Annotated in this window: 18 protein-coding genes and 1 tRNA gene; 4 read left to right on the plus strand and 15 right to left on the minus strand. The window is 43.3% G+C overall.

What is annotated here, in order from left to right; all coding sequences use genetic code 11:
- Positions 1–40: 40 nt before the first annotated feature.
- Positions 41–886, minus strand: a complete 846-nt coding sequence (locus IGJ44_RS09730; RefSeq protein ID WP_015509901.1) for a helix-turn-helix domain-containing protein — start codon at positions 884–886, stop codon at positions 41–43.
- A 159-nt stretch (positions 887–1,045) separates the two neighbouring features.
- On the opposite strand from IGJ44_RS09730, the gene IGJ44_RS09735 reads away from it, so the two are divergent.
- Positions 1,046–1,225 carry a hypothetical protein gene (locus IGJ44_RS09735; RefSeq protein ID WP_005229977.1) on the plus strand — a complete coding sequence of 60 codons (180 nt, stop codon included), beginning with the start codon at positions 1,046–1,048 and terminating at the stop codon, positions 1,223–1,225.
- A gap of 55 nt (positions 1,226–1,280) precedes the next feature.
- Here the strand turns inward: IGJ44_RS09735 and IGJ44_RS09740 are convergent, their stop codons facing one another.
- The 4 genes from IGJ44_RS09740 to IGJ44_RS09755 all read right to left on the minus strand — a co-directional run bounded on the left by IGJ44_RS09740 (position 1,281) and on the right by IGJ44_RS09755 (position 5,875).
- Positions 1,281–2,498: a pyridoxal phosphate-dependent aminotransferase gene (locus tag IGJ44_RS09740; RefSeq protein ID WP_005229975.1), complete on the minus strand. Its 1,218-nt coding sequence runs from the start codon at positions 2,496–2,498 to the stop codon at positions 1,281–1,283.
- A gap of 167 nt (positions 2,499–2,665) precedes the next feature.
- On the minus strand, positions 2,666–3,541 hold the full coding sequence (locus IGJ44_RS09745; protein WP_074535217.1) for an ABC transporter ATP-binding protein: 876 nt from the start codon (positions 3,539–3,541) through the stop codon (positions 2,666–2,668).
- A 10-nt stretch (positions 3,542–3,551) separates the two neighbouring features.
- Positions 3,552–4,766, minus strand: coding sequence for an ABC transporter permease (locus IGJ44_RS09750; protein ID WP_430605670.1), 1,215 nt, complete (start codon positions 4,764–4,766; stop codon positions 3,552–3,554).
- Positions 4,763–5,875, minus strand: coding sequence for a hypothetical protein (locus IGJ44_RS09755; protein WP_074535215.1), 1,113 nt, complete (start codon positions 5,873–5,875; stop codon positions 4,763–4,765). Before IGJ44_RS09755 ends, IGJ44_RS09750 begins: the two co-directional genes overlap by 4 nt.
- Before the next feature lie 196 nt (positions 5,876–6,071).
- On the opposite strand from IGJ44_RS09755, the gene IGJ44_RS09760 reads away from it, so the two are divergent.
- The 3 genes from IGJ44_RS09760 to IGJ44_RS09770 all read left to right on the plus strand — a co-directional run bounded on the left by IGJ44_RS09760 (position 6,072) and on the right by IGJ44_RS09770 (position 9,252).
- Positions 6,072–6,154 (plus strand) — tRNA-Leu (locus tag IGJ44_RS09760).
- A 403-nt stretch (positions 6,155–6,557) separates the two neighbouring features.
- The gene (locus tag IGJ44_RS09765) at positions 6,558–7,784 is read left to right on the plus strand and encodes an Ltp family lipoprotein (protein WP_074535214.1); all 1,227 of its coding nucleotides are present in this window, start codon (positions 6,558–6,560) and stop codon (positions 7,782–7,784) included.
- A 196-nt stretch (positions 7,785–7,980) separates the two neighbouring features.
- Positions 7,981–9,252 carry a hypothetical protein gene (locus tag IGJ44_RS09770; protein ID WP_074535213.1) on the plus strand — a complete coding sequence of 424 codons (1,272 nt, stop codon included), beginning with the start codon at positions 7,981–7,983 and terminating at the stop codon, positions 9,250–9,252.
- A gap of 89 nt (positions 9,253–9,341) precedes the next feature.
- On the opposite strand, the gene IGJ44_RS09775 is transcribed toward IGJ44_RS09770, so the two are convergent.
- The 10 genes from IGJ44_RS09775 to IGJ44_RS09820 form a co-directional block, all read right to left on the minus strand.
- A complete protein-coding gene (locus tag IGJ44_RS09775) occupies positions 9,342–9,569 on the minus strand; it encodes a hypothetical protein (RefSeq protein WP_005229963.1) in 228 nt (75 codons plus the stop codon).
- Between the two features lie 64 nt (positions 9,570–9,633).
- Positions 9,634–10,506, minus strand: coding sequence for a VOC family protein (locus tag IGJ44_RS09780; protein ID WP_074535212.1), 873 nt, complete (start codon positions 10,504–10,506; stop codon positions 9,634–9,636).
- A 165-nt stretch (positions 10,507–10,671) separates the two neighbouring features.
- A complete protein-coding gene (locus IGJ44_RS09785) occupies positions 10,672–11,505 on the minus strand; it encodes a sugar phosphate isomerase/epimerase family protein (RefSeq protein WP_430605673.1) in 834 nt (277 codons plus the stop codon).
- Positions 11,506–11,654: 149 nt separating this feature from the next.
- Complete coding sequence (locus IGJ44_RS09790; protein WP_074535210.1) at positions 11,655–13,148, minus strand: extracellular solute-binding protein; 1,494 nt, start codon at positions 13,146–13,148, stop codon at positions 11,655–11,657.
- A 3-nt stretch (positions 13,149–13,151) separates the two neighbouring features.
- A complete protein-coding gene (locus tag IGJ44_RS09795; RefSeq protein ID WP_074535209.1) occupies positions 13,152–14,744 on the minus strand; it encodes a glycoside hydrolase family 43 protein in 1,593 nt (530 codons plus the stop codon).
- A complete protein-coding gene (locus tag IGJ44_RS09800; protein WP_074535208.1) occupies positions 14,741–15,187 on the minus strand; it encodes a DUF4064 domain-containing protein in 447 nt (148 codons plus the stop codon). Before IGJ44_RS09800 ends, IGJ44_RS09795 begins: the two co-directional genes overlap by 4 nt.
- Positions 15,184–16,101, minus strand: a complete 918-nt coding sequence (locus IGJ44_RS09805; protein ID WP_086295506.1) for a pectinesterase family protein — start codon at positions 16,099–16,101, stop codon at positions 15,184–15,186. The genes IGJ44_RS09800 and IGJ44_RS09805 overlap by 4 nt, the downstream gene beginning before the upstream one ends.
- On the minus strand, positions 16,062–16,952 hold the full coding sequence (locus IGJ44_RS09810) for a dienelactone hydrolase family protein (protein ID WP_081116628.1): 891 nt from the start codon (positions 16,950–16,952) through the stop codon (positions 16,062–16,064). The genes IGJ44_RS09805 and IGJ44_RS09810 overlap by 40 nt, the downstream gene beginning before the upstream one ends.
- On the minus strand, positions 16,949–18,265 hold the full coding sequence (locus IGJ44_RS09815; protein ID WP_005229941.1) for a glycoside hydrolase family 28 protein: 1,317 nt from the start codon (positions 18,263–18,265) through the stop codon (positions 16,949–16,951). The genes IGJ44_RS09810 and IGJ44_RS09815 overlap by 4 nt, the downstream gene beginning before the upstream one ends.
- On the minus strand, positions 18,262–19,383 hold the full coding sequence (locus IGJ44_RS09820) for a glycoside hydrolase family 88/105 protein (RefSeq protein WP_081116627.1): 1,122 nt from the start codon (positions 19,381–19,383) through the stop codon (positions 18,262–18,264). Before IGJ44_RS09820 ends, IGJ44_RS09815 begins: the two co-directional genes overlap by 4 nt.
- Positions 19,384–19,522: the final 139 nt, after the last annotated feature.

Genomic DNA, 19,522 nt, shown 5'->3' on the forward strand with positions numbered 1-19,522 from the left:
CTTAAAAGTACTCTTATTTGTAGCAGAAGTCAAGAAAGGTCTACACCACTTTGTCAGATTGGCGAATATCCATGACGGCACGATACAGTTGAAAACTTTTTTCAGCCGCTTTTTCTTCTTTTAGTCTTTGAAGCAATTGTCCTTTTAGTTCAAACAATTCTTCAAGAAAATACAAGCTATTTTTCTCTCTTGCTAGGGCAATGCCTTCGTTGGTTACTTTTAGCGCGCGACAGTCTTCTTGTTGCTCCTTTAAAAAGACCGCATAGTTGTAATAAATTTTGGTCAGCGCTGTGGACAGTCGCTCCGGCGGCAAGGCATGCATGGCATCGTAGGCTTTTTCTAAATAAAAACGCGCCTCACCCAGTTGCAGCAAATCACTATAGACGCGACCCATGCAGCTCAGGATACGAATTTCCATCACCGAAACATTGGTCTTATCCTGTTGATAGGAATAAGCCAATCCTTTTTTCAGCGCCTCAAGGGCGGCATCATAGTTTTGATCGAGGAAATAATCACAGCTGCCTAGATAGTAGTAATACATTTGCATATCTGAATCCAGATACAAATAATCCTTGATCGCCTTGTCTTCCATTTTTTCCCGCATTTCTTGAAATTGTTTATGGACAAAGTGTGATTCGATCTCGGCAAAGATTTGATTGGTTTTGTTGATCTCTTCCGAATGAAGCATCATTACTTGATCTAAGGTGACGCCTAAGCGTTGGCAGATTTGATACATCACCCAGACATTGGGCAGCTCTTCGTTGTTTTCGATACGACTTAACACGCTTTGCGAACAAATATCTTCCGCTAACATCTTCTGGGTCATCTTTCGTTTCAACCGAATTGAACGGATATTTTGACCAAAAGATTCATCTCTTTTTTTCATAATCGTCCTCCAGGGGGAATTCTAAAAAAATCGAACGTTTCTTGTCAAAAATGCGAATTCGCATTTTTAATTTTCTTTATTTTAGCACATAATGACAAAAAGGAAAGCAATTTCAAGAATGTCTTGTTATTTTTCCACAATTTCAAATGAGGTGTTAAGATGACGATCGACAGTACGATCTTTTTTACATGGGAAGGCAAAAAATACCAAGGGATCATCGAACGGGAATATGAAAATTCGGTCCTCGTTCAAGTGACCGATCCTAGTGCTGAAATGCTGGATAAGTTTACCAATCGGATGATTGTCAGCAAAAAAATTTGTCAACCAGTTACCGAATAAAAACATAAGCACCGCTCCCTCACGATTGCTGAAGGAGCGGTGCTTTTTCATGTACTTACTTCTGGCGATACGCTGCCAAGAATTCTGTCATTTTTTCAGCAGTCGTTTTTAAATCTTCCATATTAGGAAGATAGACGATTCGGAAATGATCGGGCTGTTGCCAATTGAACCCACCGCCGTGCACCAACAAGATATGGTGTTCATGTAAAAAGTCGAGAACAAATTGTTCATCATTGGTAATGTTAAAGCGCTGAATATCAATTTTAGGAAAAATATAAAAGGCTGCTTTCGGTTTCACTGCTGACAATCCAGGAATATCATTGATCGCCTTGTAGATAAACTCTCTTTGTTCATAGATTCGACCACCTGGCAGCAGCAGCTCATCGGAGCTTTGATAGCCGCCTAATGCAGTCTGGACGATTTGTTGCGATAAAACATTGGAACACAGCCGCATCGAAGACAACATATTCAAGCCTTCGATATAGTCTTTGACATTGGACTTATCCCCGCTGAGAACCATCCAGCCAACGCGGAAGCCTGCCACTCGGTGAGACTTAGACAAACCGCCTAGCGTCACAACGAAGCGATCTGGTGCTAGTGTAGCAATCGGTACATGGACATAATCATCCATGACTAAACGGTCATAGATCTCATCGGAGAAAATGATCAAGTCATGCTCACGAGCAACCTCGACGATTTGTTGTAAAACTTCTTTCGGATAAACGGCACCGGTGGGATTATTTGGATTAATAATGACGATGGCCTTCGTCTTGCTGGTTACTTTGGCTTTGATATCCTCGATATCAGGATTCCAATCTGCTTGTTCATCACAAATATAATGGACGGGTTTTCCGCCAGCTAATGAGATCGAAGCAGTCCACAAAGGATAGTCTGGCATCGGCACGAGCACTTCGTCCCCATTGTTACATAACCCTTGCATACACATCGTGATCAGCTCGGAAACACCATTACCTGTGTAAATATCATTGATGGTCACATCAGGAAATTTTTGTAATTGATAATATTGCTCGATCGCTTTACGTGCCGAGAAAATCCCTTTTGAATCAGAATAGCCTTCCGACTCTCGCACATTCATGATTAAATCTCTAACGATTTCATTTGGGGCTTCAAAGCCAAAGGGCGCGGGATTCCCAGTATTTAATTTTAAGATACTGATGCCTTCTTCTTGCATCCGATCAGCTTCTTCTAAAACAGGGCCGCGTACATCATAACTGACCCCTTCAAGTTTTGACGACTTTGAAAATTTCTTCATATTCCATTTCTCCTTTAACCATAGGTCAACGTCAGGTTATTGGTTCTCGTCGTTGATCTCTTTTCAGATTGAACCTATTATAGCAAAAAAATTTTAACTGTGGCGAAAATTTTTCACCTCTGGGTCGAGAGCGCTTGCCCTGCGTTCATCCACTGAATTTGGTTCATTCAGGAATTTTCAGGAAAATACTTCAAGTACAATTCATTTAACGCCAAATGCCCCACCGAAAAATCAGTGATTCCTGCTGCGATAAAACGTTGCGGCAACTGCGGATCGCTGATTTCTACTAGATAGATCCGCCCTTGCAGATCGATAGTCACTGTCGTTAACTCTGGAAAAGCCACCAAGAAATCCGCCGAATCCGTCTTTACATACAACGGTTCATTGACTAACGACTTTCGGCCAAGGTATTCGTGAATGATCTTACCGTCTTTTAAAAACAAGACCCGATCCGCGTAAGAATCTAAATTCGTCAAAATATGCGAAGCGATCACGATTGCTTTCTTTTGCTCCCGCAAGGCTTTCAACACGTTGGAGATCAATTCGACATTTGTCGGATCTAAGCCATTCATCACCTCATCCATCAACATGTATGGCGTATCTGTCACGATCTGCATCGCAAAGCACAGACGTTGCCGCATCCCCAGCGAATAGGTTCCCACTGGGCGTTTGATGTAATCGCTCATTCGCAAACGAGCAATCGTTTCTTCCACCAAGCGTTCCTCTGAACGCCACATTCGCTGATACAGTTTCAAATGCTCGAGTCCGCTTAAATCATTGTACAAATCATTTTGGTCAGGAAAAAATGAAATTTGTTGATGCGCTGCCACTTCTGATTTTTTGGTCACATATACTTGACTGCCGTTTAAAAATACTGCGCCTTCATTCGGCTGGATGAAATTCATCACCACATTCAATAGTGTGGATTTCCCAGTGCCGTTAGGGGCGACTAACCCGACGATCTCCCCGGGAGAAAAAGCAACGGAAAGTTGATCCAATACTTTTCTCGTATACGTGACAGTCACATTTTTCAGTTCTAACATATCGTTCCTCCTATGCCAAATGAAATTTTTTGCGTTGGATCGTCAAAAAGAAACACATTTCGATCAGAAGCCAAACCCCGCCTAATAAAAGTAAGCCTTTCTCAATCGTAAATCCTGCAGAACCAAAGTAAAAGCGTGTCCAGCCTGAAAGGACTTGTCCCACATTTTGATACAGATAGACATACAGCGTTTTATCAAGGTAGGCACTAAACCAGCGCCGTTGGAAAAGAAAGGGCGAAAGCAAACAAAAACCAGCCACAAGCAGATTAATCAGCTCTGAGCGAAACAGGGCACTGAACAGCAAGATGCCACGACAATAAAGAAACTGCAAGAAAAGTGTTGCAAGAAAACATTGACTTAGAAAAAGACCGATGGATTGGGTCTCAAAAGCATTGAAATCGGTGATCGGATAGCGGGCATCAAAGGTCGATGATAAAATCGTGACTGGCAGTTCCAAGGAACCAAAGCCGAATTGAATTCCAGAGCCAAACCAGATAAAGAACATGGTTCCTAGCGTTGCGATTGCAGAACCAACCATCAACGCTGCCGTTTTGCTCCAAAGGATCTCTTCTGTCGATAATGGCAGTGAAAGAAACAGGGATTTATGTCTTCGTTCTTTTGGTAAGCAATCGATCGCCAAAAATAAAGAAACAGCAAGCAACAGAGTCGGTAAATATCCAGTAAAACTTCGCTGTAATGCTTGCACCCCCGTTTTTTGCTCCATGACTGCTTGAGAGAGTTTGCTATTGGGCAGCTGGCTAAAAGCCTCCATCAGTTTTGCGGTTGATGCATAGCCGAAGCGCCCGTCATACCCAGCGTAGTAATTTTGAAACGTATAATAATCCGGTGTATAAAAAACATTTCGTTCATCGGTAAACTGTAAGGCCAACTGATACCAATTACTTGTCCCTTGGGCATAAGCTTGCCAGTCTTCATCGGCTAGCGCATCTAACCGTTGTTTTTCTGCTTCATTCCATGGTGTAAACATTTCGACTGCCATGATTGCCGACCAATGGTCAGAAGGATTGGCTGCTTGTTGATCAAGAAAATCTTGTCGCACGGTATAGCGTTGTTGCATTTCTGTTTTATCTACTCGTTCAATCGGGCGAAAGTCTCTTTGCCAAAAACTGTAAACGCCGCTGTAGATCAGCAGCAAGCAAAAAAGGCCAATGGTTTTCTTGCTCTTTAAGAGTTGTCGTAATTCAAATAAAAAATAGTCTTTCATCCTTTGCCTCCTCTCAACAAGCGATTCTGTTTATCTGCAACGAGCATGATGCTTAAACAAAGGAAGATCCACACCAGCGTCAGCAGCCAACTGGCATAGACGCCCCAAGAAGTGCCAGAGCCCAAAGCAAAGGCACCCGAATAAAATTTATCCATAGCAGCTAGATGAACTGGTAATATAGGGATCTTTTGCAGCATCGGAATCAAGCCGAATCCATAAAAAAGCACCAGTAAAAAGAAAGAGACGTATCGATTGGCTGCGACCATGTTCATGACAAAACCTAAGCATTCGATCAAACCAATCAGCAAGGCAAAAGAAACCATACTAGATAAAACGCTCTGCCAAAAAGGTAAGGCTACCCAATCCCCATTGAGATAGACGGCTACTGGATACTGCCAATCCCCGAACTCCCCCAGAAGGCTCATTGAAAGAAACACGCCTAAGAAAAACACGAGCAAGATTCCTAAATTTGTGATCGTTTTGACAAAAACCTTACTGACCATCCGTATCGGGAAAATCTGCGGGTACGAGCGAATCAAAGAGAAGTGTTCTCTTTCTTCTATCAAATTGTCACTGGCAAAAAAAGCCCAAAAGAAGAACCCAAAATTCAGTAAAAGCATTATTGCCAAAGCGACAGCGGTCTGGGTATTGGCAGCCGTGAGGACCGGCTCTTTTTCTTGCTCGGCTAATGCTTGATAGACCGTTTGCTCTTGTTCGATCGTCCACATAGGCGGTAAAAAGGCTTTGTCATCAACTTCAGACGCCCAAATCTGCTTTTTTAGTTCTGCAATTTGAATACTCGTTTGATTAAATCGTTCGTATTCCTCCATAATCAAGTTGGATAACTGCCGTGAGGTCAGTGTATTATTTTCAAGCAAAAGTTGATATACCTCTTGCTGGTCAGGCGAGCCCGACTGATTGGCTTGGTAGCGATCAACATGCCGTGAGGCCTCCGCTTTTTCGGCGGTAATGGTAGCGGGCAAGTTGACGGGTTCCATCAGTTTCAAATAAACGGAAAAACTGCAGCCTAAACTAAAGGCACCAATGAGTAGGAAGATGAATACTTTCTGCTTAACAGCTTTTGCCAGTTGGTTTTTAAAATAGTTCATTTGCTCTCCTCTCAAAAAAATAATTATTCATTCTTTTAGCATACCTTTTATGGAAAAAAATGCAATCTAAAGTCTGAAAATTCTTTCAAATAGCATTTGGAAAAGTTATTGACAAACCTGCTGAAAATCAGGTAAGATATTTTCTAGACGCGGCGTGACAGAACTACCTTAGCCTGCGTTTCCTTCTATAGTATTTGCGGAAATGACGGAATGGCAGACGTGCAAGATTGAGGGTCTTGTGAGCAATCGCTCGTGTGGGTTCAAATCCCATTTTCCGCATCCTTACAGCTTCCCCATTGTGGGAAGCTGTTTTTTGTTTGCGCAAAAGATCCCCTTGGCGATCCTTTAATGAATTCCCTCGATCGCTTTGCTCTTGAGTACCTACTCTTCAAAAGTTGAGAGTAACCTTCCTTTCCCAAAGATAAAAAATCCAATAAAAATCCTTTTATCATTGCATTTAGTGATATTTTTCATATAAAATGAATAATATAACAGGTATTAATGAAAACCAGTTCAATGTTCCGTTTTTTCTTATTAACGTATCAGAAACAATTGCTTGAATGAACTTGTGATGGAAATCTTTTCAACATTTTTTCCATTCACCTGCCCCCCTCCTTCCCCCAGATGAACCAACCTCTGCCGACTGTTTTCTCAGTTACTTTCGATAGAAAGAAGGAGCCTAATGAAAAAAAGAATACTGATCACCCTATTGTCATTCGTTATTTTGCTTATCGGCTGCACGAAGGCAGATGAAGAACTGTCAGAGACCGTTGCGCTTGGCATCGACGCACGACTGGAATATACAAACCAGTCTGGAACGGGTTGGGCCTATTATCAACCAGCGACCTTAGAATTGCTGATTGCAGGCAGCCAAGCCGAACTGGCTATTTTGGAAGAACTTGATTCTTCCGACGAAGACCTTCAGCAATTGATCAGCCACACGATTGATTTGATGGCAACCGCTGAACGAGCGTTAGTGGAGCGTCGGATCGATGTCCCTGCTTGGTTTGCTGCCCGCATTGGTTATAGCCAAGCTCTGGCTGCGATTCATGAACGGAGCCCTATCATTCTCAGTAATCAAGACAACCTCAACAGTCTACTAGAGGTAGCAAACGAAACGATTCCTGAAGCCGATCCGCGGGAAAAGCTGGGGCTTTTGGCAGACGATATCGAGCAGCTTCAGCAGCTCACAGAAGATGCGCTTACTCTTCATCGCACAATCGAACTTGACGATGGACTCACTGCCACCGTTTACCACACAAGCGAAACGAATGTTGACGTCTTCGTTTTTGCGATGCCCGATGAGGAGTACGCATCTGGGTTTACTGTTCTGAATCGGGAAACTGCCGACGAGCAAAAAGCTGCTTTCTATGAAACGATTTTACGAGCGCTCGCCGTAAATATTCCTCGTGAATCAATGATGTTTATGAATCGATTCGATCAATCTTCTGATGAACATCAGCTGGCGGTGATGACCTATGGCTTTGATCATGACATTGATCAAGACATGGTCACTACCGTGTATCAACAGCTTCAAGAAGCAAACGCCAAACAAGAAGCAGCTACGGCTTTGCAGCAAGAGCAAAACAATGACGAACAAACTCAGACCGAGAATGAAGGATCTTCAGAACAAAGACGAGCGATCGCTCGTGCCGAATCCTATACGAACCTCATGGCTTTCTCACGTGCACGATTGATACAACAATTAGAATTTGAAGGGTTTACCCATAATGATGCACAATGGGCAGTTGATCAGCTCACGATTGATTGGAACGAGCAGGCGTTGAAGAAAGCAAATAGTTACCATTCCTTGATGAGTCTTCCTCCTGACAACATTCGCCGGTTATTGACTTTTGAAGACTTTTCAGAAGAACAAATCGACTACGCGATGACAAACATAGGTAACTAAAAGCTAGCGAAGAAAAGGGCATCGCGATGCCCATATGCTGTTGGAGTGACCCCAAAAAGTTAGGTTTTTTGGTCTAACTTTGGGGGTCAGTTGATGTCCCTTATATTGTGGCTATGTTTATACCCAAGAAAGTGCTCTGATGCGTTCATTCGTACAAATTGGCGAGGTTTACTAGAGTCTCACGAGGAGGAGAAAAATGAAAAAACAAGTTTTGTTGCCTTTATTACTAATACTGTCCCTGATTTCAGGATGTGGGACGATAAATTCAGCAAGCCCTGAGGAACTTTCTGAACGCATCGGTGCCGCTTTAGATGCTGGTTGGGAACATACCTATCATGCAGAAAATCTTACTTATGATTTAAGTATTGAAAATCTCGAACTGATGATTCGAGGCAAAGAAGCAGAATTGGCCTTTCTAGACCAGGTCAATAGCAACTCAAAACACAAGGCGGCATTCATTGAAAACACGGAAACAATGATCGCACTCGCTCAAGAAGCGATCGAAGCTCGCTATCTGGATATGCCCAGTTGGGTTGCCGCTCGCAATGGCCGTATCGAAGCCTTACTTGCCATCCATGAGGAAAGCCCGATCATCGTCAGTAGACGAGCAAAATTGCAAGAATTATTCAACGAATACGAAGAGGATTTGGCACTAGTGACCGCTGGAGCAAACAATCCACTTGCCGATGAAGAAGAAATCAATGAAGATACACGAGAAAAACTTGGTTTGACACCTGATACACTTGAACACTTACACCAACAAAGCGATGACCAAGAAATCGAGTGGCAGAGTGCGATTGATTTGGCGAACGGTGTGACCATGAATGTCTTTTCAACAAAACATGAGCCAGTGGGGATTCTCACATTTACAAATGCTGGTGAGACCTACCCTTCCGCAATCACTTTGTTTAATGGACAAACGACGGAAATCGTTCCCGAGATAATGACTCCTTACGAAGCCGTTTCCGCTTATTTTTACGAAATTGCCGATGCTGTTTATGAAACGATTCCATACGGTTATCGATTTCTGGTTGAATCACTATGGCTTGAACTGGAAAACGACAATCGTTTTCAGTTCAGAACCTACGTGTTTGATAACGAAGTGACTGAGGAAACGATTTTAGCAGGGTTTCATCTCGCCCCGACTGTAGCAGCACGCTATGAGCGCGAAAACAATGCGACAGAACGAGAACGTGAAGCCTTTTTCCTCGTTAGAGCGCAAGGAAATCGTCGCTTTTATTCAAAACAAGAGATGGCAGAACTGTTAGAAACAGAAGGTTTTACTGCGGAGGAAACACAATGGGCACTAGAAACCCTAGATGTAGATTGGTATCGCCATGCTTTAGGACGCGCCAATCAATCCCGTCGGGTGTTAGGGATCCGTCAAAGAAATATGGCTGCTCATCTTGAAGGGAACGGCTTCTTACCTGATGAGATCGAATTTGCGATTGAAAACATGGAAAATTAGTATGTAGGGGACGAGACCCCAATTCCCCATTTTGTCTTAGCTTAAACAAAAAACCGACCAATCTTCCTGTTTAAGATTGGCCGGTTTCTTTATTTTTTGGTTTTGATTGGTACCATGGCTTTGCGCCGATGCTGCTTCATTATTGCTTGAAGACCATAGACACCAACTCCGATAATTCCTGCAAAAGCCGAAAAAGCAATAAAAATCACAGGAGACGCCCCACTTTCTATTAACTGTTTCCCTTGGACAAAGAAAAATAAGCCCATGCTGATCAATAATGCTAGAAATAGTGATTGTCCCGCCCCGTTTTTTTTCATGCTTGCTCTCCTTTTACTTGATTATAGGTTATTCTCTCATTTCATGAATGAAAAAACCTCCATCTTAAGGCTGATTCTTTCTTTCGATGATCAGATTGATCCCATTCGGATCAGTCAAATGCAAGCGGCTGTCTGTTTCTAACTCATACGAAACGCCTCTTGCCTTGAGATGACTTCGTAACGTAGAAAAAGCCAAAGCTGGCAAAACGATCGTAAAGTACGCTAAGCCTAGATCCTGTTCTTCCATAGCTGGAACATTTCTTCCCATCCAAATATTCGATCCGATATGGTGATGATACGAACCAGCAGCAAAAAACTTTGCTTGGCTACCAAAATCTGACGTCAAACGCATGCCTAAAACTTCTGTGTAGAATTCTTCTGTTTTTGCCAAGTCCGCCACTTTCAAATGGACATGCCCCACCGTGGTGCCAACTGGAAAGGTCGTTTGAGATCGGTCAGCGGCTCCCAGCACGCCTTGCGCGTCCATTTCGATAGTAACGCCTACGATCTCACCATCTGCTCGAATATCCCATTCACTCATCGGTTTGTCACGATACACTTCGATCCCGTTTCCTTCTGGATCGGTCAGGTATAACGCTTCACTATATCCATGATCGCTGGCACCATCGAGGGGAGCTTTGGCTTCCAAATAATGAATCAGCATATTTCCTAGGTCTTTACGGCTAGGCAAAAGAAACGCCGTATGGAAAAGGCCTGTTTTCCGTGTCAAAGGCAACGGATCACTCACCTTCTCTAGAACTAAAAGCTCTTGCGCTCCCACGCCTAATCGCGCGTGATCTACACTTTGCTCCAATAAAGTCAGGCCGATCACGTCCGAATAAAACTGGCTCATTTTTTCTATGTTTGCTACTTTTAAAACGACTTTGCCAATTGCGGCTGTTGCATCGATTTGATAGGTGGATTGAATCATTGTCATCGCTATTTCCTCTTTTCTAAACAGTTAAATTCACTTGTATCTTTAAGTATAACACTAACTTTTAGTAAGTAAATAAATTTGCTTGCTGAGGAAAGGACTCCGTGATCTCCCGTGATTCCTAGAAACAAAGCAGTTCCTCATCAGTCACAATCAAAGACAACTCGCTCACTTTTTCAGTGCTTCAATCAGTGAAATGGCTGGCTGCATCGCTTCTTCGGTCGTCCCTTCTAACACAACATAACAATATGGCTTGTATTCAGCGGTGATGGCCAATAGTTGTTGATAATCAATCATTCCTTCTCCCAATGGGACTACCTTGATTTTCCCATCGATTACTTGATAATCTTTCAAGTGCAAGCAAACGATGGCATCGCCAAAGCGAGAAAAAGCTTCCCTTGTCAATGCGACTTGCTCTTGATAGTTCTTCGCAGTAATCAGATTGGTTGGATCAAAGATGATCCCTAAATAGTCAGAGGGTACCCGTTCCAGCAATTCTTCGATTCGGTCGATCGATGATAGTGGATGATTCAAGCCTGCTTCAATTCCTAGCATCACTTGATGTCTCTTAGCCACTTGGACCAAACGCTTGATCACCTGAACCAAATCATCGAAAACGACGTCACTAAAATTTTCCTCGGTATACCCCATATTTGGCAAAACCGAACCAGTTTCACTTGCGACCATAGCTGCATCAAAATATTTGGCATGTGCGAGATAGGTCTCGAATCTGGATAAAATCGTTTCCCGTTTTTCCAGATCAGGATGGATCAGATTACAATAACAACTTAATAAAGCGACCTGAACGTGAGATTGACCAAAAACTCGTTTGAAAAAGCGGCCTAAACCAGGGCTTAATTGCTCTGGCTCTGCCCATTGCGTGAAGGATTTATTTAATGCAAATTGAATGTTATGAATGTTTTGGGCGGCAATTTTTTGCGCTAATTCTTCTGGGGATCCATAATTCTTTAAATCATGACCCCGAACAGTTAGTTGAAACATAGCTTCTCCTTTCTTCACTGCTTTTGAAGCAAAAAGAAGACCAAGCAGCGAATCACTTCAACTGGTCTTGGTCTTCAAATCTTTCAGCAGTAGCGGCTCCTCACTTCATCCATTTCTTCTCAATAGATGATCAGAACCTTTTGTGACCTTTATTGTTGTGAACGATAGTCTTCCGTGAACTCGTCAATGATTTGCTGTCCACCATTTCTTAAGAAGGTTTCGATCGCTGTATCAAACCCATCGATCTCGATTTCCCCAGTCATATATTGGTAGTAAGCGTCTGAGATTCCTTCAATCAAGCTTGACCATGAACGATCATAGGTTTCAGAGGTCAGCGATTGTGCAGGATTGATCACCGCAAACTCTTCATTTTCGCGAATCTTTTCATTGGCTAAGTTGACATATGGGTTGCTTGAAGGGAAAACTGTTACTAATTCTGATGGACGAGACGAAGAAAATGGTTGTACTTCTTGTTGCCACTTCGTATCATCTAAACGGACATAGACACCCTCATCATCAATTTCATAATGAACACCTTCGATCCCTTGCGTCATCAACGTAAACGGCTCTTCGTCCATCAAATCATTGATAAATTTCAAAACAACACGTAAGTCTTCTTCGGTTTCAACATTGTTTTTCGGAATGGCTAACCAGCCGCCCATTCCACCATTGGTATCAGAAAGGATACGACGTTCCACGTTTTCATGGACGATATCATTGATCAAGACCCATTCCATATGCTCTTCATCAGTACCAGCTGCATCATCAATGTAGTTACGTACTTCTTGCAAACCACTCAATACGATCCCACCACGACCTTGAACGATATAGTTCTTCTGATCATTTTTCGCCATTACCGCAAAATCAGAATTCATCCAGCCGTTATCATAGATATTACGGAACCATTCCATTGCTTCTTTGTATTCTGGTTGCATAAAAGATGGCATCACTTCATCATCATCCGTGATCGTAAACCAATTGTCTGCACCAAAGTAACCTGAAAGTGAACGGAACCCAACGTTAAAGGACTCATCACGCTCTACGAAACCAACCGTATCATCCGCACCGTTTCCATCTGGATCATCTTCCGTAAAGGCTTGGGCGACAGCAGCTAATTCTTCTAATGTCGATGGCACGTCCAAGCCTAAATTATCCAACCAATCTTTTCTGACAAGGACGCCATAACGAGCGATCGGTTTTAAAAACGGAACACCATAGATTCGACCATCAATTCGAGAAGACTCTAACCGATCTTCGGAAATTTCTGCCAAATTCGGGAACTCTTCTAAATAGGGTTCCACATCCCAGAACATTCCAGATGCGAGTGAGCTGCGGACGGTTGTGTTATTGATTTCTGTCAGACTAACGATATCTGCTAAAGAATTCGACGCCAATGCTGCATTCAAGCGTTCTGTTTTTGAAGCATCTGGCACCCACGTAAAGTCGATCTCGACCCCTGTGTATTCTTCTAACCTTTGCGTGACATCTCCAGATGGTGGGGAAGCAGTATGTAGCATCGCCATCCACGAAATACTTGATTTCCCTTCGCTTTCTGGTCCTTCAGGTGAACCTCCACCATCGCCGCAGCCTGCTAAAAACAGTCCAGCACATAATAATAAACTTGCAACTTTCAACTTTTTCATTTGTTAACCTTCTTTCTCTATTTTTAGGGAGCCATCATCGAGCGGATCTTTCCCTTGATACGTAAAATATTCAAAATCGGCATAGCTTTTGCCAAAGTGATCTAAATCATGGGCACTGATTCCAATGAAATTCCCCGTAAAACCACCAGACAAGAACTGGATGCTTTGCTTTTTAAAGGGATGCCACGTTTGTGATTGCCGATAGAACCATTGGGCTTCTAGATAAGAACCGACTACTTTCAATCCAATCGGCTCACTTGCAGCAGCGAGGGGCAATTTATCTGGGAACAAGTGAAATTCTCCTTCACAACACCGCAGCAACCGAAGGACCTTGTCTTCTTTTTCATCATAGGTTACGTAGAAAAACAAATAGTTTTCTTCATTTAAGAAAAGCGACAATCCAGCCATCTGATTGAACGATTGGGGGTGGTATTCCATCACTGTTTCAGCTTCAAAACAAAAGTCTTGTTGACGAATCGCCAATAAGTGCTTATGAAAGTTCGATTGCATCGATTCTCCGCCGATCAATCGCAAATACCCTGGTCGCTCACTCAGATTGCACCACTCTTCATTGGGCAGCAATCGTCTACCGTTCCATGCTTTTTGCAACGATCCTTTAAAGTCATCAATAAAAACAGCAGGTGATGCCCTTTGCTTCTGAGCGTCGCTAGCGAGCCTGATGGTTTGATCTGGGATCGTATCGTTATTGCTAAGACGCAGCCATCCTTCGTGATCCCAATAGACAGTTTGGAGTGCTGTCTCTCGTCCAAGGATCGCTGCCCCTTCTACTGGCCGAGTCATCAAATAGCTCATGACCCATTCTCCTGATGGCGCAATCGTCAAACTGCCATGACCTGTACATTGAAAAGGGGAATCTTCGCGCTGATAGGCACGCATCATGGGAAAATGCGGATCTACTTCATAAGGTCCAGTGATGGTTTTACTACGACAAACTGTTACCGCATGACCTGCACCCGTTCCTCCTTCTGCCGTCAGTAAGTAATAACACTCATTGTGGTAATAAAGATGCGGTGCTTCAGTCTTCGCCAGCTGGGTTCCAGAAAAAATTGGCACTCTGTCACCGATCAAGCACCCTTGTGCTTCAGAGTATTCTTGGAGCACGATCCCCACCGATTTATTTGGTGTATCCTTACGATAATCCCAAAGCGCATTCAGTAACCAGATACGCCCCTCTTGATCATGAAACAAGGACGGATCAAAGCCACTACCATTTAAGTAAATGGGCTCACTCCATGGCCCATGAATGGTAGGAGCCGTGATGAGATAGTTTCGACAGTCTTTGAAGGGGCGTGTCGTGTTGCGAACATTTGTATAGACACAATAGTATTGTCCGTTTGCGTAGCTGATTTGCGGTGCCCAAATGCTGCAATTTGCTGCGTTGCCTAATAAATCCACTTGATTGGTCAGAATATCTGTTTCATGGGACCAATTGACTAGATCTTGAGAACAGTAGACCCGAATTCCTGGCAACCACTCAAAGGAAGAAACCGCTAAATAATAAGTATCCTCGACTTTTAAAATACTCGGATCAGGATGAAACCCTCTTAAAATCGGATTATTGATTATTGCCTTCATGCAACCCCTCCTTGTTTGCTGACTGCGTCCGCTGTTTTTTTCTTGTGTCCGTCATCGCGATGGAGAAAACAAAAACCCACCGCTAAAAAGAAACAAAAGGCAATCGGAAAAGCGATCATTTGACTACCAATCAATGTCACGACACCAGTCAAAAAATAAATAGCACAAGATTGCTTTCGATAATTACGATAGCGAACAAGCATCGTCGCCACTGAAACCAATATCAGGAGTGCCAACAGCGTGAAGCCAAACCAAGCGCCGAGTGTTTGAAATTGCGCCAATGCTGCTTCTGCCGTCATTTGATTCAGTATAGTGGGAAACGCACGTTGAAAGATCTCTTCGAACTGCTGGACAGTCATTTGATTGATCGCCAAGGAAAAGCCGCCCATAAACACCAGAGCGAGAACCATCCCGATCCAGCCAGACCATTTTGCCTTGCTCATTTTTCTATCACTCCTTCAAGAGTCACCCATTCAGGACGTTGGGGACTTCTTTGGTAACAACACATTCGCTCCGTGAATGTGACCGTTTGGTGGCTTGCTGTTTTTCCCCAATCAGACCATCCGCAAGGGGCGAGCTGTTGATCAAAGCAGCAGGATAAAAAGGTGACTTTGGCGTCATTACGCCAAGGACGGCCTAAGTAATAGGCTTTGTCCCCTGTCACTCGGCACCGATCGAAGGTTAACCCGCTTGCTTGTTTGCTGGTTGAGGCAGCAGTAATGTAGTTCGTTTGTGGTGTATTTTTACAATGCAAGTGACACTCTTCAAAGGTGGCGGAACCACCGCCAAAAATAAAATCGACTGTTCCACTGATTCTGCAATGCAAAAACAAACTCTGTTGTTGGTCAAAGATTGTCTTTCGCCAAGGACTGATCATTGGTTCGCCTTCTTTGGTATATTTTGGCAATGGACCCAGGCACAAGGTATCTTGAAAAGCATCGAGATGACAGCGTTCGAAGCGAATGTCATCCCCTTCGATATAGACGGCAACTGCTTGCCCGACTGCTTGCCCATACCCTGCGTCATTGATGATGGTCAGGTTTTTTACAAAGACTTCTCGGCTATTGATAAAGAGCGTCGCTGTTTGAAACGTTCCTCTTTTTTGCCCTTTTTCATCGGTTTGCTCGGCAGCCAAGTGGTAGCATAAGAACGTGTTAGGTTCCGCGATCAACGTAAGCTGGTTTTTATAAATTTTCACCTGTTCTTGATACACGCCAGAGGCGATCGTGATTTCACAAGGTGCTTTTAAGGCTTCAGCAGCCAGCACGGCTGCTTGGATACTCGTAAAATCACCCTTTTGCGGCTCTTTACTAACCTTTAGCTTGATAGGAGGTGCTGTTTTAGAAATTCGATCCACTGCGCTCTCATCTCCTTGGTTTCTTCATGACCGCCTGGCAAGCAACACGCCTGCCAATTCTCCTTGTAGCCTATTGCTTCATAATGCTGCCCGATCTGCTGATCCAAACGAGCGACGCCGCTTGAGGGGCAGCCACGATCCTCTTTGCCAACCAAACTCAAACGCGGGCGTGGTGCGATCTGTTTTTGGATCGCCACAGTCGTAAAGTCTTTCAACACATTAGGAACATAATAGTAAAACCCATGTTTGCTTAGACAGTCCTCTTCGATCAATGCCTGATAGTCCACTTGTGCTGCCATGTCCACCACCACTGATATCCGTTCATCAAGCGCTGCCAACCACCAGCTCATCAAGCCGCCCATAGAAAGTCCCAATGTGGCGATAGCGGAATGTTTCACTTCTTTGCGGGAAGCAAGATAGGTCAAAAACTGTTGGTTATCATAGATTCGTTGTCCCCATAATGTTTTGCCATGCAACAGAAACCGCTTGTAGCTATCATTCTCACCGTTTTTTCGTTCGCCAAAGCCCCACATGTCGATCACCCCAACGGCGACGCCCAACTTCATAAATGTCGCGAATAGGCTTTCTTTTTGCATATAACACGGACTTTGTCGTAGTTCTTCTTTCCCCATCGTGAAGTCGCCGCCATGAGAATGATTGAACAAAACGAGTGGAACAGGTTGCTGAGAGCTAGGATAAGCAAAGTATGCAGGGACATCCTCTTCTTGATTTAATCGTAGAAGTAAATGTTCCAAGGTATAATTTTGCACTTGCTCTTTTGTTTGCTGAACCACTTGTGGTGCAACTTTCATATCAGGACCTAGCAGCTGTAGTAACTGAGGATCCCTCACAAAAAATCTCCTTGAAATGCCAGAGGCTGACGATTCTCAAATGATTGTGTGACGGTGATTTCCCGACTATTCTCGATATGGAACGCTTCAGTTACGCCTTCCAAATTGATACGATCAAACTGAATATTCCGTCCACAGCCAATATAAAAGCCTTGTTTTGTCATCTCTTCGATACCTGTCATCATCGCAGGTTTTCCAGGAATTGGGTGTTCAGCCATAGAAACAGCAATATCTTGGAAAGTGATATCTGAAATAAATTGTTCAGCCAAGCCATAAACAAACCCAGCGGCCGCATGAACATTCCGAGCCGAGATATTTGCAAAATGGATTCTCCGAAAATGAGGGGTTTCCTCGGTGATCGGGTACGGATTTTTATCCCAAACATACTTTTCTTTGCCTTTCGGTCCACAGAAATAGTAAAGATTTAAAGTGAATGGACAGATAACATTATCCATCACAATGTTATTCACTCGAATATCTTCGATCGTTCCGCCACGTCCCCGACGGGATTTCAACCGAATCCCACGATCAGTATCTTGAAAAATACAGTTACTGATGGTGACATTACGAATATCGCCGCTCATCTCACTACCTAGAACGACTGCCCCATGCCCATGAAGCATATGGCAATTTACGATCGTGATATTCTCACAAGCGACCCGTTCTTTGGTGTCCTCCGTTCCTGATTTGATGGCGATACAATCATCGCCAACATCGATATGACAGTTACTGATGCGGACATTTTTACAAGATTCAGGATCGATCCCATCCGTATTTGGCGAATCCGCTGGATTTTTGATGCGAAGATTATCGATCGTTAGATCTTGGCAAAGAATCGGATTGACGGTCCAACTTGGTGAATCGACAAGACGGATATCTTTCAACGTAATTTGCTGGCAAGAGTCAAAACTGATTAATTTAGGTCGTGGATAAGCAAGTTGTTCACGGTTTTCCCGAAAGGTCTTCCACCATCTTTGCCCTTGTCCATCAAGCATTCCTAATCCTGTGACAGCGATATTTTCCGCATTCTCGGCATATAAACAAGAGGCATAAACTTCCCGTTTGACCCCTTCCCAGCGAGACACGACGACGGGATAGTCTTTGGGATCATCAGAAAATACTAGGGTCGCCCCCAATAGTAGGTGCAGTTCAATATTACTTTTTAAAAAGAGCGCTCCTGTCGGATAGCGTCCTGCGGAAAAAGTGATTCTGCCTCCTCCTTGTTGATGCAATTCATCAATTTTTTCTTGAATCGCTTCTGTCAACAGACCTTCTTTTTCTTGTAAATCAGCTGTAGTCAATTGGATATTCATTTCTTGCTTCCTTCCTCCATTAGTGGTTGCAGCAGTAAACTCGCTTGTAAAAAGGCACCGTATCCTTTGAAATCATTTGTGATAACGGGTTCACTGATATAGTAAACAAACGTACCATCCCGATCATCTGGGCCACCAAGACCAGCAACTTCACAGTTTCTGATCAGATTCAACCAGCCTTCTTTTGTTAAAAAGACAAACTCATCAAGCAATCCTTGATAGGTCTCTTGGGCAAACACTTGCCATTTTTGATCGATGATCCCTGCTTTGACTGCTTTCGCTGTTGCGTAACAAATCATTGAAGAAGCGGATGCTTCTAAATAATTCCCACGCTCACTGCCTTTATCTAAGACTTGATACCACACTTTTTTCTGGGGATCTCTTACTTTAGCAAGAGCTTCTAGACAGGAGACAAACATTTTTTCTAATGGATTCTTCTGCTCTGATTCCCCTAATAGCACCATCGTATCTGCGAGAGCCATCATGAACCATCCCATTGATCGTCCCCAGAAATTTTTTGAACAACCGGTCTCAGGATCTGCCCACGGCTGGACTTTTTGTTCATCCCACGCGTGATACAAAAGACCCGTTTTTGGATCTAGGGTATGAGTAAAGCATAAGGTGAATTGCTTGATTACATCTTCCAATGCTTCTTCTTTCTCAAATGTCAGTGCGTATTCTGTTAGAAATGGGGCCCCCATATATAAGCCATCTAACCACATTTGATAAGGATAGATTTTTTTATGCCAGAACCCGCCTTCGCTTGTTCTTGGCATCTGCTGTAATTGTTGATACAGCGTGTCCAAGGCGATCTTGTATTTTGAAGCACCTGTTTCTTTGTATAGTAAGAATAAACATTTGCCATTATTGATGTAATCGATATTCATCGCATCCATCTGATAGTTTTTGATACAACCGTCTTCGTCAATATAAAAATCCATCGTGTTTTGGATATAGTCGAAATAGCGTTTGTCACCAGTTTGCTCATAGGCTTCTTTCACACCTTGTAAAACGACCCCGATGTCATAGGACCATTTTCCGTGATAAATTTTTTCTTTGCATAAGTAGTCATAGCGCTCAAATAATGTGTTCAAAGCAATTTCCGAATAGTTCTTCATGTACGATACTTCCTTTTATTGTAGTCTCCTCAATTCATAGAGCTATTTGAATGAATCCGTTTTACCGGCTGTATTTCATGAGGGTTCAGCTTGTCTTGCTATTTTCAGGTGTTCTCTAGTAACCGTTTTGTTTGCGGAC

The sequence above is a fragment of the Enterococcus sp. DIV1368d genome (genome assembly GCF_050542975.1).
Classification (GTDB): Bacteria; Bacillota; Bacilli; order Lactobacillales; family Enterococcaceae; genus Enterococcus_D; species Enterococcus_D casseliflavus.

Coding starts and splice junctions, on each gene's coding strand:
- IGJ44_RS09730 (WP_015509901.1), bottom strand. CDS start 886: ATGAAAAAAAGAGATGAATCTTTTGGTCAAAATATCCGTTCAATTCGG.
- IGJ44_RS09735 (WP_005229977.1), top strand. CDS start 1,046: ATGACGATCGACAGTACGATCTTTTTTACATGGGAAGGCAAAAAATAC.
- IGJ44_RS09740 (WP_005229975.1), bottom strand. CDS start 2,498: ATGAAGAAATTTTCAAAGTCGTCAAAACTTGAAGGGGTCAGTTATGAT.
- IGJ44_RS09745 (WP_074535217.1), bottom strand. CDS start 3,541: ATGTTAGAACTGAAAAATGTGACTGTCACGTATACGAGAAAAGTATTG.
- IGJ44_RS09750 (WP_430605670.1), bottom strand. CDS start 4,766: ATGAAAGACTATTTTTTATTTGAATTACGACAACTCTTAAAGAGCAAG.
- IGJ44_RS09755 (WP_074535215.1), bottom strand. CDS start 5,875: ATGAACTATTTTAAAAACCAACTGGCAAAAGCTGTTAAGCAGAAAGTA.
- IGJ44_RS09765 (WP_074535214.1), top strand. CDS start 6,558: ATGAAAAAAAGAATACTGATCACCCTATTGTCATTCGTTATTTTGCTT.
- IGJ44_RS09770 (WP_074535213.1), top strand. CDS start 7,981: ATGAAAAAACAAGTTTTGTTGCCTTTATTACTAATACTGTCCCTGATT.
- IGJ44_RS09775 (WP_005229963.1), bottom strand. CDS start 9,569: ATGAAAAAAAACGGGGCGGGACAATCACTATTTCTAGCATTATTGATC.
- IGJ44_RS09780 (WP_074535212.1), bottom strand. CDS start 10,506: ATGACAATGATTCAATCCACCTATCAAATCGATGCAACAGCCGCAATT.
- IGJ44_RS09785 (WP_430605673.1), bottom strand. CDS start 11,505: ATGTTTCAACTAACTGTTCGGGGTCATGATTTAAAGAATTATGGATCC.
- IGJ44_RS09790 (WP_074535210.1), bottom strand. CDS start 13,148: ATGAAAAAGTTGAAAGTTGCAAGTTTATTATTATGTGCTGGACTGTTT.
- IGJ44_RS09795 (WP_074535209.1), bottom strand. CDS start 14,744: ATGAAGGCAATAATCAATAATCCGATTTTAAGAGGGTTTCATCCTGAT.
- IGJ44_RS09800 (WP_074535208.1), bottom strand. CDS start 15,187: ATGAGCAAGGCAAAATGGTCTGGCTGGATCGGGATGGTTCTCGCTCTG.
- IGJ44_RS09815 (WP_005229941.1), bottom strand. CDS start 18,265: ATGAATATCCAATTGACTACAGCTGATTTACAAGAAAAAGAAGGTCTG.
- IGJ44_RS09820 (WP_081116627.1), bottom strand. CDS start 19,383: ATGAAGAACTATTCGGAAATTGCTTTGAACACATTATTTGAGCGCTAT.